Origin of the sequence: Sphingobacterium sp. UBA5670 (assembly GCF_002420705.1) — a bacterium.
In the GTDB taxonomy this organism is placed as follows: domain Bacteria; phylum Bacteroidota; class Bacteroidia; order Sphingobacteriales; family Sphingobacteriaceae; genus Sphingobacterium.
Genome location: NZ_DIIM01000016.1, coordinates 63,175 through 79,358, shown reverse-complemented (window position 1 = coordinate 79,358; position 16,184 = coordinate 63,175). Strand labels below are relative to the sequence as shown.

At 40.2% G+C, this 16,184-nt stretch carries 9 protein-coding genes; 5 read left to right on the top strand and 4 right to left on the bottom strand.

Annotation, left to right across the window (positions count from 1 at the left end):
• Positions 1-258 precede the first annotated feature (258 nt).
• A complete protein-coding gene (locus B3C94_RS13255) occupies positions 259-870 on the bottom strand; it encodes a zinc-ribbon domain-containing protein (protein ID WP_293904391.1) in 612 nt (203 codons plus the stop codon).
• A gap of 426 nt (positions 871-1,296) precedes the next feature.
• On the opposite strand from B3C94_RS13255, the gene B3C94_RS13250 reads away from it, so the two are divergent.
• From B3C94_RS13250 to B3C94_RS13240, 3 genes are all read left to right on the top strand, one after another.
• Positions 1,297-4,416: a SusC/RagA family TonB-linked outer membrane protein gene (locus B3C94_RS13250; protein ID WP_293904389.1), complete on the top strand. Its 3,120-nt coding sequence runs from the start codon at positions 1,297-1,299 to the stop codon at positions 4,414-4,416.
• Positions 4,417-4,475: 59 nt separating this feature from the next.
• Positions 4,476-5,915, top strand: coding sequence for a SusD/RagB family nutrient-binding outer membrane lipoprotein (locus B3C94_RS13245; protein ID WP_293904387.1), 1,440 nt, complete (start codon positions 4,476-4,478; stop codon positions 5,913-5,915).
• Between the two features lie 104 nt (positions 5,916-6,019).
• The gene (locus B3C94_RS13240) at positions 6,020-6,445 is read left to right on the top strand and encodes a tetratricopeptide repeat protein (protein WP_293904385.1); all 426 of its coding nucleotides are present in this window, start codon (positions 6,020-6,022) and stop codon (positions 6,443-6,445) included.
• Positions 6,446-6,455: 10 nt separating this feature from the next.
• Here the strand turns inward: B3C94_RS13240 and B3C94_RS13235 are convergent, their stop codons facing one another.
• Positions 6,456-7,325 carry a glycerophosphodiester phosphodiesterase family protein gene (locus B3C94_RS13235; RefSeq protein WP_293904383.1) on the bottom strand — a complete coding sequence of 290 codons (870 nt, stop codon included), beginning with the start codon at positions 7,323-7,325 and terminating at the stop codon, positions 6,456-6,458.
• A 316-nt stretch (positions 7,326-7,641) separates the two neighbouring features.
• Between B3C94_RS13235 and B3C94_RS13230 the strand changes: the two genes are divergently transcribed.
• Together B3C94_RS13230 and B3C94_RS13225 are read left to right on the top strand one after the other, a co-directional pair.
• On the top strand, positions 7,642-9,972 hold the full coding sequence (locus B3C94_RS13230; protein ID WP_293904381.1) for a TonB-dependent receptor: 2,331 nt from the start codon (positions 7,642-7,644) through the stop codon (positions 9,970-9,972).
• A gap of 1 nt (position 9,973) precedes the next feature.
• Positions 9,974-11,131 (top strand): PepSY-associated TM helix domain-containing protein, encoded by a 1,158-nt coding sequence (locus B3C94_RS13225; protein WP_293904379.1) that lies wholly within the window; start codon positions 9,974-9,976, stop codon positions 11,129-11,131.
• Positions 11,132-11,353: 222 nt separating this feature from the next.
• On the opposite strand, the gene B3C94_RS13220 is transcribed toward B3C94_RS13225, so the two are convergent.
• Positions 11,354-12,838, bottom strand: coding sequence for a RagB/SusD family nutrient uptake outer membrane protein (locus B3C94_RS13220; RefSeq protein WP_293904377.1), 1,485 nt, complete (start codon positions 12,836-12,838; stop codon positions 11,354-11,356).
• Positions 12,839-12,874: 36 nt separating this feature from the next.
• A complete protein-coding gene (locus B3C94_RS13215; RefSeq protein ID WP_293904375.1) occupies positions 12,875-15,985 on the bottom strand; it encodes a SusC/RagA family TonB-linked outer membrane protein in 3,111 nt (1,036 codons plus the stop codon).
• Positions 15,986-16,184 lie beyond the last annotated feature (199 nt).

The following is a 16,184-nucleotide window of genomic DNA, read 5'->3' as shown; positions in this document are numbered from 1 at the left end:
TAAATCAATACCTTTTCCTTTGCAAAGAGGTAATTTGAGCGCTGGTTTAAACCTTGTTATATATCCTTTAGATCTCTTTGACAACATTTATGCGTTAACGTTGCTATCTGCCTGTTCTTTCGTTGCTATTTGTTTACTATAAGACCGAATAATAAGTAACGAAACAGCAAAGGATAGGCAAGGAAACAGCAGAGAAATAGCAAACCAATACGCCGGCAATACAAACGGAGGTTGCAATAACAAGCAAGAAAATGACCTTTACAATCTTTCAATACTTGCTATCTTATTTTTCATATCTTCCAGTTCAGTACGTGATACCTTTTGCTTTTCAGAATAACTATTGGAATGTTGCTCGCGCAATTTACGTAGGCCTTTTCGGCTATCCGCTTCATAATCGTTAATCTCAAAGGTCACAGAATCTGTTGTCAAATTGGCTATACGATAAAGTGTACGCATCGTCTTTCCATCTTTTGCATAGGAAAGTTCATACACATCGCCAACTTTTGGATCTTTCAGGTATTTTTCTTTCTTTTTTGCACCAGAAATCCCAGCTATAACAATAGCAGCTACTAAAAGTCCAATCAGCATTAATCCCGCAAAATAACCTATAGGTGTTTTACGGACAGTTCCTGGAGACAAGGATTGAAGTGTCTGGGGATTGATTTCAGATTGGTAACTCAACTTTTTGCAATGATTGCAAATCGTAATAATCTGCGCGGAATAGGGAAATATGGGTATCCAAAAAATATGAAAGTACTTAATCTGTCTATAAGCAAGGAGAGACTGAGCAGTGCCACAATAATCACAGTTGCCAGCTGCCGATTGCGATTTGTTGGTTAATACCTTGGTTCGTGTGCCAAAAATAATCATAGTATAATGCGTTTTAATTCTGTATAATCGGAATACAAGAATGCTGCCCATTCCAAGCAGAATATACAAGGATTTACAATTCGTAGGCCGGCGTTTACGATTCGTACCTACTAATCAATATACTGATAGGCAACATATTGCAAAGTCCAAATGGAAACGTTCCGCAAAAAAGTACTTCCATTTTTCCTCATTACCGCATTAGCTCGTCTATATTTAATCATTCTGACTCAAAAATTACAAAAAACAAAAAAACAAAGTATAGTTATCAGGTAGATTTTATATATTTGCATTAACATTTTTTAACACATGATACAGCATACACACTATACCCTTGAAAAACGAATGCCCTAAGGGGATGTTTTACAAGTAAATTCAAATATCTCCTACAACAAATATCAATCAACGAATTCATCTATTTATATTAATATGGCAAAAAACAACATAAACTTTGTCGTTATGGCCGCGCTTTGCTTAAGTTCTAGCGCACTATACGCTCAAACCACTATAAAAGGAAAAGTAGTCGACAACAACAATAATCCAATTCAAGGGGCTACCGTTACCGAAACGACCAGTAAAAAACAAGTACAAACGGACGCTAACGGGTTATTTGATCTCCCTTCAACAGGGACTTCACGTAGTATTCAGGTTCAATACATAGGCTTCGATTCCAAAACTGTTCAAACCAACCCAACTGGGCTGACTACAATCCAACTTTTACCTTCAACAGCCTTATTGGATGAAGTTGTGGTCACTGCATTGAATATTTCGAAAGAAAAGAAGACGTTGGGATATTCTATTCAGGAACTAAAGGGAAAAGATCTTTCCGAAGCTAAAGAAAGTAATCTCGTAAACTCCTTAGCTGGAAAAGTTGCCGGTGTTCAGGTAACAAATAGTCAAGGAAATATGGGTTCTTCGAGAATTATTATCCGTGGAGAAACCTCCATTGCCGGAAACAATCAACCTTTATTTGTGATTGACGGAACTCCCGTGGATAACTCTCAGTTGGGGACCAGCGGCAACCGTGATTATGCCAATGCAATCTCCGATATCAATAGTGAAGATATTGAATCGATCAGTGTGCTCAAAGGGCCCAATGCGGCCGCATTATATGGTTCAAGGGCCGCTGCCGGTGTGATTTTGATTACGACAAAATCTGGAAAAAAACGTAAAGGATTGGGGATAAACATCAATTCAAATAATACGATTGAACGAATTGCGGTTCTGCCCGATTATCAAAATGTATTTGGACAAGGTGCCGATGGAAAATTCAGCTATGTCGATGGTAAAGGTGGCGGTATCAATGATGGTGTGGATGAAAGCTGGGGGCCAAAAATGGATGGCAGACTCATCCCACAATTCTATTCAAATGGTGAAGCAGTACCTTTCTTGCCACATCCAGATAATGTACGGAGTTTCTTCGGAACTGGCAGAACATTAAACAATGGAATATCAATTGCCGATGCTACAGATAAGATTGACTATCGTTTTTCCTATAACAATAGTAATCAAACAGGAGTTATCCCAAATTCTTCCATTGAAAAAAACAATTTCAACATCAACACCCGTTATAAAATTACGGAAGATCTAACACTTACGGCAAATGCAAATTATGTACGTACAAATTCAGGTAATTTACCAGGTGTAGGAGGTTTCCGCTCGAACGGCTATATGCTCCAATTTACTTGGTTTGGCAGACAGGTCGATGTTTCCCGTCTAAAAAATTATCGGGATGAAAATGGTAATCTAGTCAATTGGAATAACAGCTATTATAGCAATCCATACTTCATCGCAGAAGAAAACACGGTACAGCAACAACGCGACCGAATTTTTGGAAATGTTGGTTTAAATTATAAAATCAATGAGTTTTTGACAGCAAACTTCCGTACTGGTAATGATTATTACACCGATAGGCGAAAAATAAGGATTGCCTATGGCACCAATGGTACACCCTACGGTTCCTATGAAGAAGATGCTTACACAGTAAATGAAAATAACACAGAATTTACATTAAATTACAATAGACCACTTTCAACAGACTTTACATTAGATATATTGGCGGGAAGCAATATACGTAGCCAATCGCGGCAACGCAACAACCAAAAGGCTCCCCGTTTAGCTGTTCCTGAAGTATATACATTAGCAAACTCTAGAGATGCCTTGATTTCAACAGGTGAATACAGCCCATTGAAAGCTTACAGTATTTTTTCATCGGCACAATTAGGTTACAAAAATTATGCTTTTTTGAATCTAACAGCTCGAAACGACTGGTCTTCTACTTTGCCTGTTGACAATCTTTCGTATTTCTATCCATCGGCAAACGCAAGTATCGTACTGACAGATGCGTTCCCTATTCAAAGGGATATATTGTCTTTCTGGAAATTACGGGGAGGTTGGTCCAAAGTAGGTAAAGACACCGATCCGTTTAACCTAATTGATTCTTACCTTTTTAGCGCGCCTTATGGAAATAGCCCACAGCTATCTGTCAATGACATCAAGAAAAATCCAGACTTAAAACCCGAAACGACTACCTCAACTGAACTAGGTACCGAACTGGCTTTTCTAAAAAACAGAGTGCGTTTAGACTTGAGTGTATATGACATCAATAGTATCAACCAGATACTAAGTGTAGATGTGAGTCCTTCTACAGGCTATAAAAAACAGCTTGTCAATGCCGGAAAGATCAACAATAAAGGGCTTGAAATTCAACTTGGCGTTACTCCGCTAAAAAAAGAGGATTTTCAATGGGACATCAATGTCAACTTTGCAACAAATAAAAGTAAAGTTGTAGAATTAGACGACGCCGGATTATTACAAAGTTATACGATCGGATCATCAGGAACCGTGCAAGTCTTGGCCGCAGTCGGAAAACCTTATGGAACTCTTTACGGAACTGGCTTCTTACGAAATGAAGCGGGTCGCCTTATCGTGAACGCCGACGGGACACCTGCCACTGACCCAGTGAATCACTATTTTGGCAAATTTACACCAGACTGGTTGGGCGGTATTACAAATCAATTCCGTTACAAAAACTTTGATTTAAGCTTTTTGATCGATATCAAGCATGGAGGAAAACTATACTCAGGTACAAATGCGACCGGTACAGGCACTGGCGTGTTGGCCTCTACTCTCCCAGGAAGAGATGCTGAACATGGTGGATTGAACTATACGATTAACGGAACTACATATGATGATGGTATTATCGTAGATGGCGTAAATGCAGACGGTTCAGAAAATACGAAAGTTGTATCGGCACAACAATATTATAAGACGCTATATAGAACCAATGAAGCAAATGTATTCGATGCGTCTTATGTTAAATTGCGCGAGGTAAAACTAGGTTACCAATTGCCAAATCACTGGATTTCCAAAATAGGCTTTCAAGGAGCTTCATTCTCTTTAGTAGGTCGAAACCTGTGGATTATCCATAAAAACGCACCCAATATTGATCCAGAGACAGCCTTTAATACGGGCAATGCACAAGGCTTGGAAAGCTTGCAATTACCTACAACAAGAAGCTTTGGGTTCAATTTAAACCTAAAGTTTTAGGAAGATAAGTGTAAACACCGTTGGCATCAGATAATTGATAAACAAATAACGATTCAAAAATGAAAATAAACAGCAAACATATAGCAGGACTTTTTCTCTTACTGGGCCTAACTACGTCCTGTAAAGATGAGTTAGCAAAAGTAAACCAAAATCAGAATGAAGCAGAAACTCCTCAACCCGCCTATCTGCTAACTAGTACGATTAAGACGACAACTGATAGCTACTGGGGCATAAGTAATAACCTTGCTTCTAGCCTCCTGTTTGTCCAGCATTGGGCTAGGATACAGTACACGGACCCTGACCGTTACATTTTTACAAACAATGATTTTAACGAAGGCTGGTCTACCTGGTATTCGAAAAGCATTAGCCAATTGAAAATAATTCAAAAACTGGCAACAAACACGGACAACAACAATTATAAAGGTGTAGCAATTGTTTTACAATCTTGGGTATTTTCCTTACTTACGGATGCCTACGGTGAAATTCCCTATACAGAAGCGGGAAATATCGACCTATACTTAACACCCCATTACGATACACAGGAAAAAGTATACACTGGTTTATTGAACGATCTCAAAAATGCTCAAACTTTATTAAGTACGAGTGGAAAAAACATTGAAGGAGACATCATCTATAATGGTAACATTGCGCAATGGAAACGTTTTACCAATGCCTTACGTCTACGCATAGCCTTACGAATTGCAGATCGATTACCAAATCTTTCCAAAACAACACTACAGGAGATCGCTGCAGAAGGAAGCGGATATTTTACCTCAAATACTGATAATGCATTACTCGTTTATCGCGATGCACCTTATCGTAATCCTGTCAGTGCCTCTTTCGAAGCAAGAGAAGACTATAGAGTCAGTAAAACAATAATAGACAAACTACGTTCATTAAACGATCCCCGATTGGGCATTTATGCGGATACGACCACTACCTCTACGCCAGAAAAATATATTGGGGTACCAAATGGTTTAACAGCGAGTGATGCAAGTAATTTAGGTTTCGCACGTACCTCAAGACCCGGTATTTATTTTAGAGACCCACATGCTCCAGCAGTAATCTTAAGTTATTCGGAAACACTTTTTGGTCTGTCTGAGGCTGTAAGCCGAGGATTTATTACAGGCGACGCTGAAAACTATTACCAGCAGGCAATCCGCGCCTCTTTGGAGCAATATAATATCAGTAATGAACTAATTGTTAACTACCTCAATCAAGCATCTATCAAATTCGACTCCAAAGTATACAAAAAATCGATTGGAGAACAAAAATGGATCGCCTTATATGGACAGGGGCTTGAAGCCTTTGCTGAATGGCGTCGATTAGATTACCCACAATTAACAGCTGCCAAAGCAGGAGCTTTAAGCGGAAAAATTCCGTTGCGTTTTTTATATCCCGGCACAGAACAATCACTTAACGGAGCAAGTTATCAAGAAGCTATCGCACGTCAGGGCAGCAATACATTGTTAACCAAACTGTGGTTTGATGTAGAGTAAAACACCGATAAAAATTATATCAAAGAGCGGAAGAAGTTTGTTTTTCCGCTTTTTTGTTCTATAGATTTCTTATCTTAGTAGGGCACTCTAAAGAATAACATGTCATGGATGATCAAACATTAGACAGAATAGACCAACTCAGCGAAGAAGGAAACATACATTGCGATGAAGGCAACTATCAGGAAGCAATCCGGGTGTGGACCGAAGCATTGGATCTAGTCCCTAGTCCACAAAATGTTCACGCTGAAAGTCTTTGGCTTGAAGCCTCTATAGGAGATGCCTTTTTCTTACTGGACGATTTTGGCAATGCCCTCTCCCATTTTGAAAAGGCAAAACACAATATTATCGAGAATGCATACGAAAACCCTTTTATCATGCTGCGCTTGGGGCAATGTTACCTCGAAGACAATAATAGTGAGCTTGCCCAGGAATATCTTCTCCGTGCTTATATGATGGAAGGAAGAGACATTTTCGAAGATGAATCACCTAAATATCTAACATTTATAGGTAATAATGTCGATTTGGATTGATACTCATCCGTCAAAGCGAATCGATGACTTCGCCTACTTCCATGGGGAGATCGGACTCAAGAATTGAGGCTCCTTCTGCAAATACAGCCTTATATTTTTCAGCGCGTTCTGCTTTTGTATTCAATTTATCGTAAGTAGGTGCAGCCGAAATCATACACATCACGCCCTTACTGTTGAAAAATTGATACATCGCCTGATTGGCATTCTTAAGTTCTGGGCCGATATACACGATCATACGGTCATACGGTAATCCAGAAGCTTTAAATTTTTCTAAAGCAGCCTGATCTTTAATATGCATAGACATATACTGCTCAGGGTTCTGCTTCAAATAATAGCTCGCCTGCTCAACATTATGTACCGTAACCCACACCCAACTGTAAGCATGATACTTTTTCAGTATTGCTGCGGTAGCTGTCAGCGGTAGGTCTTTCTTGTCAAGGTTCAGAATAGTTTTACCTTTTGCCCATTGAATGACTTCATCAAGTGTGTTAATACCATATCGGGTAATATTTCCTGCCTGATCCTTTAATTTCAGCTTGCGCAATTCATCCCAAGTATAGTCCGATACTTTTCCTTTTCCATTTGTGGTTCGATCCAATGTCGCATCATGCATCAAGATAGCAACACTATCCTTGGTGTAACGCGGATCAATTTCAAAAATAGCTGGTGTCTTTTGCAATACGGACTCAAATCCCGCAATCGAATTTTCAGGAAGTCCTGCCTCAATTGTCCCCCGATGGCCGCTTACTATCTTTTTATCTACAGAATACCTAAAATAATCGCGCATCGCCTGCGGAGATTCAAACTGTAGCGAGTGGATTTTTTGCCCAAAGACTACAGAGCAGGAGCATACAAAAAGGAATAAAAATGTTCTTTTCATTAATTTATCATTAGAGACAAGTTGATCAGCCGAAACTATCAAACAGGACTAAATTAACTATTCAAGATCAATAAATCTTTAACAGGCCGTTCAATTAATGTAAACAGCCAATCCATTGAATCACGCTCCCCCATCGGAAAAAAGCGCCTAATCTAATTTTATAGCAGCCAGCAATTAAATAATGTACCAAATCAGTCTGAGAATCATAGAATAACAACTAAAAAAAAATCAAAAAAAAATAGGAGATAGATGTTAAGACAAATATAAAATAACCTATATTTGCGCATTAATTTATATTTGATCTAAATAAATTACCATGAAAAACAGAACACGCTATACGATGTTCAGCAGTGGAATACTTTTGCTTTTAAGCGCACAACTTCATGCGCAAGAACTATCCCTAATCGTAAAAGACAGAGACAACAAACCTTTAAGTCAAGCCAATATCAAAATTGACGGTAAAAGTGCTGGCTATTCCAATCAATTGGGACAATTTACTTTTGCCAAAAAACCTTCAAACAATCCGGTTCAATTGCGTGTTTCTTACACCGGTTTTTCAACGGTTGAAAAAATGGTTAATTTAGATACGGTTCAACGGCCTTTATTATTTCAGCTAAGTTCCACTCAGGTGTTAGACGAAATTATTGTGACTGCTGGGCGTAAACCAGAGAGTATCTCAACCGTTCCCTCTTCTGTTTCTATCTTAACAACAAAGGAAATCGAAGCACAGAGTCAAATTAGTACCAACCTTTCTACCATTTTGGGTAATACGATTCCTGGTCTGGGAACCTCGACCAATAAAGCGACCAATTCCGGACAGACACTGCGAGGAAGGTCCGTATTGGTTTTGATCGATGGGATTCCACAATCTACACCTTTGATGAATGGACAACGCGACCTGCGGACCATTGATCCGAGTGTTATTGAGCGGGTTGAAGTTATCAAAGGTGCCACATCAATATATGGCAATGGATCTGCTGGTGGTATTATTAATTACATTACGCGCAATCCATCAAAAGACGCGGCTCCTATCCAAGGAATCACAAGTTTGCGAACAACATTCAACCCTGTCCATAGTGCAGGCACGATGGGATACCGTGTAGGACAGACATTTTACGGGCAAAAAAACAGATGGAATTACACCGTCAGCGGTTCGGCTGATTACGTTGGTCTACAGCGTGATGGCGACGGCACACCTCTTGGTCAGACAGACGGGCTTTCCAATACCTATCAGTACAATGCCTTCTTAAAAGCAGGTTACCGTATCGACAGCAGTTCAAATATAACCGCAGTTTACAATTTCTATAGAAGCAACCAGCATAACAGATACATCAGCCAAACAGGTGTATATGGACAGACTCCAACGATCGGCGTTAAAGGCGAAGATCCGGGCAAACCTGCAGGAACTCCCTACAACCACAATGCCATGCTGACCTATACTAAAAGTAATCTATTCGCCTCGACATCTTTAACTGCTTCTGCATACTACAATACATTTCGATCCATGAATCGTTATGTCGAGAAAGCTTCAGCATGGTATGGCCCGGGACAAACACAAATCAATTCGGAGAAAAAAGGCCTACGCGTTAACCTAAATACCCCTTTTCAGGTATTGGGTTCCAACGCAGACATTACCTATGGTATAGATTTGTTAAATGATGTTACCGACCAGAATTTAACCGACGGAAGGGTCTATATTCCTTATATGAACATGCTAAATGTTGCCCCCTACGCCCAGGTAAAAATTGATTTTCTAGAAAATTTAATCTTTAAAGGCGGTGTTAGATACGAAAACGCAACCGTCAAAATCAAAGATTTCAACACCATTGCCACAGGCCCCAATAACGAAGGAAGCATCGCCGTAAAAGGTGGTAAGATTCCTTACAGAGGAGCAACCTTCAATGCAGGCTTGCGTTACAATAAATACGCAATCTTTAATCCATTTGTTAGTTTCTCACAGGGTTTTGCAATCAATGAACTCGGCCGTATCGTTAGAAGGGCAACCGACAATGATTTAGACAGCTTAAAAACTGATCCTATTATTACCAATAACTATGAAATAGGATTTTCCAGCAATTATAGCATTTTTCAACTTTCCGCATCTTATTACTATAGTACATCCAAAATGGGCGTTGAGCTCGTCGATATTGGGGGTTACCTGATGCCACAACGTCTTCCGGAAGATGTGTATGGATATGAAATAGCCTTGAGCGCTACTATTTCCCCACAATTAACCATCGGTGGTACCTATGCTTATGTGGAAGGTAAATCCAAAAAAGAAGACGGTACGAAATCCTACCTAAATGGTTCACGTATTTCACCAGACAAAGCGACAGGATACATCTATTACACACCGATCAAACCACTGACGTTCCAGCTTTTCTGGGTGCATACCGGATCGCGGGACCGTTTTCTTCCTAACGACAAAGGCTTATACAAAAACAGCGAAGGCCCCGTTAAAACGGTTGATCTGTTTAACTTAAATGGCAACTACCAGGTAAACAAGCAATGGTCGATCGGTATGGGAATAGAGAACTTATTTAATAAAAACTACTACCCTGTAGTCAGTCAATACCGTGCCTTGAATGAAGAATATGTAAAAGGACAAGGTATGCTGGCTTCATTTAATATCAATTACAAATTTTAACATGCTAAAATCTGTCATCCTTTGGTTGCATAAATGGCTGGGTATAATTACCGGTCTCGTGGTCTTCATCCTAAGCCTGACAGGCTGCATATACACCTTTCAGGATGAACTCAAACTCTGGGCTTATCCTGAAAAGTATTTTATAGCCGAAACCAGCCACTCAGTAGTTCCGCTACCATTAAGTACACTTATTTCCAATGCCCAGAAAAGCCTCGAAAAGGGACAAAAGATTACACGTGTAGACCTCTACCCTACTCAAGGCCGTACCTGGGTATTCCGCGCCATAAAAACAGATGAAAAAGCTTTTGGTCACTGGAATTATTACCGTTACTACAAACGGGTATTTATCAACCCCTATACTGGGCAGGTACAACAGATAGAAAACTCAAAAACAGAATTCTTTCAGCTGGCACTTCAGCTTCACCTAAATCTCCTTTTGGGTAAAAAGTATGGTCACCCGATTGTCGCCTGGTCCACGGCAATTTTCGCGCTGATCTTACTAAGCGGAATCGTGCTTTGGTGGCCTAAGAAATGGAAGGGAAAGAATCTCAAAAGAAGTTTTTGGTTAGACACTAAAGTTAAATGGAAGCGACTGAATCATGACCTTCACAACGTCATCGGCTTTTACAGTTTATTGATCGGATTGATTTTTGCCGTAACAGGGCTTGCTTTTGCCTTTCCAGGTTTCAAAAAGACATATATCGCTACATTCAATTTATTGCAGCCTCTGCCCGGGGACGCCACAATCGTCTCGCCGATACCATTGCCTGCTGTAGAAAAAAAGTTTCAAGACAACGCGCTTCGATATGCTTTGACAAACTACCCAGATGCTGAAATGATGTCCATCCGACTGAAAAAAGAAACCGAAACAGAAATGGACATCCAGGTGCGGCATGATGAAAAACGAAGCGGTACATTTGACTGGCTTTATTTTGACAGAAAAGACAATAGCCTACGAGAAATCAAGTCTAGCGAAAAGCTACATTATGGTGATAAATTGGGCGCCCTTAACTATGATATTCATACAGGCGGTATCGCCGGCATGGGGACAAAAATAATCGCTTTTATCGTCAGTCTTTTTTGTGCATCGCTGCCCATCACAGGTTATGTGATCTGGCTAAACAAAAGCAAAAAGAAAAAGAAAAGGTTATCAACATAATGTGGATAAGTACTGTTAATAACCTAACTTTTCTTTTAAACAGGTTTTCAACAGCGTTATTAACATAATGTGGAAAAGTCAATGTTAGCCAGACATTCTTATACTGACCACATGCGAGAATAACCAGTAAACAGGCAGGAGAAACACATAATCCTATAAAAAGAGAATCCGATACACATAAGTACACCGGATCTCTTCAATAACAAACCAACAATCAATATACTAAAGATTCGGGTTCCGAACCGTTTCTTCATAAGGAATGGAAAATAGATAGTATGGACTATTTGCCACGAAATCAGAACCATTAGGAAATTTAATGACACGATGCCCCTGACCATTTACCAGCTTAGGTTTACCATCAGCGCCAACAATCTCCACTTGAATTGGTTTACCTTCTCCGTCAACATATGATTTCCGTACCACCTTTCCTTGCGTCCTCAGGATATCTGATAAAGCAAATCCTTCACCCCAAAGCTCCTTACGTCGTTCAATCAAGATCGCAGCAATTAATTGATCTGTATCATTTCCCGAAAACAGCTTTGCATTCCTAGCTGTACGCAGCTTATTCAAGGCTGCTACTGCTTTATCGTTTTCACCGGCTCTTGCATAACCTTCAGCCGCAATCAAAACCATTTCCGAAGCGCGCATGTACACAATGTCACCGATCAAATTTGATTTAAATTTAAACTTCTTATACCGTAGAAATCCTTCCCGACCCGGCAGATTATCCCATTCAAATAAGGCATAACGGACATCGCCGGTATCGAATAGATCTTTAAAATAGGGATCAGCCATAAAGCTATAGTAATAAGAACCTGCCGATGACACATCTAGATAATGAAATGCATAACTTGCGACGTTCTGCTCATTCGTTTGTTGATGTCCCCAAATCCACTCTTTATTTCCAAGATCATTGAAACCAGCCTGATAATCCGAAGCATTCATTAAGTCATAGTTTTTCACTGCTTTTTCAGCATATTCGGCGGCCAATGCCCACTCACCCACCTGCAGATAAGTTCGGGCAAGCAAACCATACACAACCTCTGCATTGATCTCATATTTATCACTTCTGCCTGCAGAAACCAACAAGCCTTCACTATCTTTTAGATCTTTCAAAATCAATTCATACACTTCTGCCTGGGTTGATCTCGATTTTCCTTCAGTCGACAATGTGCTTGGTTCGGTATAAATCGGTACCGATTTCGCATTTTTATCCTTTAGAAAGCTAAACTGGTAAAACGTTGCCAGATTTAAATAGGAAAAGGCGCGCAAAGCTTTTGCTTTTCCCTTTAATACATTCTTGGCTTCAGCAGATCCTTCAGCACCATCTACCTTCGCAATGACATTGTTCATGTTATCGATCACCTTATACAGCATAATCCAAAAAGAATTGACACGATTAGATCGATTATTTGTTAATTCCGTGAAGGCATAAGCATCGCGATAGCCATATTTAGTTGTCACCGCCACATCACTACCCATCGCATCACTTGTACGCATTACTGCCGTATAGCCGGGATTAGCGTAAGTAAAGTAGGTATCATTTAAGTACTTCCAGGTACCGTTGATCACAGTAGCAACATTGTCGGTATTTTTAAACACTTCACCTTCCGGTACGGAGGTCGTCGGACCCAACTCAAGCGCATCTTTACATGATGCGTTTACCAGGGAAAGCGCCAATACAATATATATAATTTTTAATTTCATGATTTTCCTTTAAATTCTCAGATTAACAATACACCCTTAAAAAACAAGCTGAATACCACCAGATATTGTTCGCATTGCCGGATAACGGAAATAGGTCGCTCCATTTACCGTCTGCTCTGGATCCATCCCCTGATGCCCATAAAATGTCAATAAGTTTTCGGCAGTTGCAAAGACGCGAAGTTTTTCTACCCCAATGCGTTTCAATAAATCTGATGGCAGTCTATAGCCCAAACTCACATTTTTAAGCCTGGCATATGTACCACTATAAAGAAAACGCGTAGAGGCTGAAGTCCAATTCAGATTGTCGGTAGTCAACTTAGGTACATCCGCTTGCGTATTTTCAGGCGTCCAGCGCTCGAGGATCTCCTTGGACCAGGCACGTCCCGGATTATTGCCGCTATGCATAAGCTGAATGTAATCGTTATCCAATATCTTTCCACCCAAACTAAAACTCAACAGAGCAGACAAATCAAAATTTTTGTAGGTGAAACTATTTTGAATCCCACCGACAAGATCCGGCAGTGAGGTGCCTGCAATAAAATTACCGGCCTTACTGTATTCTGATGTTTTTTCTCCGGTTTTATTGCCATCCTTATCTGCGGTATACCACTGTGGTAAACCATTTTCAGGATTTACACCCGCCCATTCCGGCAAATAGAAATCATAGATGCTTCCACCCACCCGCAGCAATTTATTACCGGTGATGATGGATTTATTATCTTTGGGCAATGCTGTAATCTTGTTTTTATAATGCGAAAGATTGACATCCAGATTCCATTTAAAATTGTCATTCTGAACAGGTACTGTACGAATATCGACATCAATACCTGTATTTTTCAACGCGCCAATATTAGCATCGTAGCCTGTATAACCAGTCGAATAAGCCATTGGCATTGTAAATAGCAAATCCTTGCTTCTGCGGTTAAAATACTCTACACTTAACGACACCCGATTCTCAAAGGCGGATACATCAACCCCAACATTCAAGTTCAGATTCGACTCCCATTTTAGGTCAGGAGTAGCCAACCTACCGGTATAGGTACCGCCCTTACCCAAGCTGTTGGCAATGGTGTAAAGTCCTTTATAAGCATAGTAGGTTCCCAGATTATCATTTCCCTGCCCACCATAACTTGCTCTTACAGTCAGCTGATTCAACGTTGTGTTATCCTTCAAAAACTCTTCTTGTTTCAGCTTCCAGGAGCCACCTACAGACCAGAATGTCCCCCATCGTTTATCCGGAGAAAAACGGGATGATCCATCGGTCCGTAGCGAAGTCGAAAAATAATACTTGTTATCATAGTTATACTCCGCTCTTCCCAAAAAACTCAACAATCTATAATCAACACTAGATCCTGTAAAATTATTGAGCTGCGATGCAGCAGCCGGCTCATCAAAGTAAGGAAGTACAAACTGCTGTCGGCTACCATTTATATTACTGCTGTTAAAATCATAGTATTCCTGTCCGGCCAGCACATTGAGGGAATGTAAACCAAACTGCCTTTCGTAAGTCAGTAAGTTATTCCAGGTCTGTGCAACAGTACGTACATTTGAGCGATATACATAACCTCCGGTGTTCACACCATCGCCCAACAATGGATTGGTATAATCGTGTGTATTCCCATTGAGATAATCTAGACTATACGTCGACTTAAATTTCAAATTTTTGGAAAACAACACTTCAAGATACGTTCGGGCGGATAGATTTTCCCGACGGATATCATTTCTATCCAAAGGAAGAGATGCAGCTAGATTATTACGTGGAGTCGCACCACTGGGACGATATTCTCCAAAATCGTAAATTTTATTTCCCGCTCCATCAAGGACATATGAGCCATCCGCATTCCGCTCATAGTACGGATAAAATGAAGGGACTAATCTTGTGAAATTGATGATGTTAGCCGTATTACTATCTTCAGACTGCGGATATTTTTGCTGGGTACTGCTACCGCCAATATTTAGTCCGACATTTAACCAGGATTTGACTTTGCTATCAATATTCGCACGCAGATTATATCGTTTAAAACCTGATTCAATAGCAATTCCTTGGTCATTGAGATAACCTCCTGAAATGTAATATGTACTTTTTGCACTACCGCCACTAAATCCAAGATCCGCCTGCGTACGTACTCCTGTACGCTGTAGGACATCCGTCCATGGATCATTCCAAAGCGTTTTCGCTCCGGCTACCAATTTACCATCTACTCCGACCGGCTGTGGGTATTGACTTCCGTAAGGGTTGATATTTAAATCTGTCAAAACTGTTTTACTTGCATTTGAAGCAGCTTGCTCCGCTGTCAATCCATTCGACAAGTTTTTATTCCTGAGGGCTTCCCAATAAAGCTGGAAATATTCATCTGTAGACACTTGATCATAGTCACGGACCGCCCGTGTTGAATACCCCTGTGTAAAATTGAGATTAATCTTGGTATTGTCCGAGGTCACGCCCGACTTCGTCGTAATAATAATCACTCCATTTGCTCCTCTGGAACCATAAAGTGCACTAGATGCCGCATCTTTTAAGACAGATATAGACTGGATATCATTCGGATTGATGGAGTTTATATCACCAGCGTAAGGACTTCCATCCAATACGATCAAAGGTGCACTAGATGCGTTAATCGACCCAATGCCTCTAATGCGGATGGCGGCCTCTGTCCCCGGCTGTCCGGAAGAGGCAACGGACTGCAAGCCCGGAACCTGACCTTCCAATGCTTTGGTAATATTTGATACTTGTCTATTTTCAATCGCTTTGCTGCTTACTGTACTTACCGAGCCCGTAATACTCGTACGCTTAGCAGTACCATAAGCAACCACAACGACCTCTTCCAAATCTGTACTTGATGGTTTTAACAATAAAGTCAGGTTTGTGCCGCTAGGTTTTACCCGCTGAGATTCATACCCCACAAAGGAAAATTCCAACGGAGGTAGTGCATCACCAGTCACATTAAGTGTAAATTCACCTGTTGCATTCGTTAGGGTCCCTTGATTTTGGCCGGAAATCCGGACATTTACACCAGGAAGTGCCTGTCGGGTATTGGCATCAACAACTTTCCCCTGTATAGCCCGCTGCTGAGCATAGAGCCGGTTCATATTGACACCAGACAATGCTATCGCAGCAATAGGAATGTATTTAAATTTTGCGTACATATAAAGGATGCTTTAATAAATAAGTTAAGTGTGATTAAATACAAAAAGCGTGATAACCTTTTGCTTAAATAAAAACTACATATTCAATAGATTTTATTTGAACGCAAATATATAACAAAATCTATTGAATTACTAGATTTTGTTAAAAAAACAGAAAAACACTATTAGAAAGCTATTTAATTTAAGAAAATCTTAGAAA

Coding starts and splice junctions, on each gene's coding strand:
- B3C94_RS13255 (WP_293904391.1), bottom strand. CDS start 870: ATGATTATTTTTGGCACACGAACCAAGGTATTAACCAACAAATCGCAA.
- B3C94_RS13250 (WP_293904389.1), top strand. CDS start 1,297: ATGGCAAAAAACAACATAAACTTTGTCGTTATGGCCGCGCTTTGCTTA.
- B3C94_RS13245 (WP_293904387.1), top strand. CDS start 4,476: ATGAAAATAAACAGCAAACATATAGCAGGACTTTTTCTCTTACTGGGC.
- B3C94_RS13240 (WP_293904385.1), top strand. CDS start 6,020: ATGGATGATCAAACATTAGACAGAATAGACCAACTCAGCGAAGAAGGA.
- B3C94_RS13235 (WP_293904383.1), bottom strand. CDS start 7,325: ATGAAAAGAACATTTTTATTCCTTTTTGTATGCTCCTGCTCTGTAGTC.
- B3C94_RS13230 (WP_293904381.1), top strand. CDS start 7,642: ATGAAAAACAGAACACGCTATACGATGTTCAGCAGTGGAATACTTTTG.
- B3C94_RS13225 (WP_293904379.1), top strand. CDS start 9,974: ATGCTAAAATCTGTCATCCTTTGGTTGCATAAATGGCTGGGTATAATT.
- B3C94_RS13220 (WP_293904377.1), bottom strand. CDS start 12,838: ATGAAATTAAAAATTATATATATTGTATTGGCGCTTTCCCTGGTAAAC.
- B3C94_RS13215 (WP_293904375.1), bottom strand. CDS start 15,985: ATGTACGCAAAATTTAAATACATTCCTATTGCTGCGATAGCATTGTCT.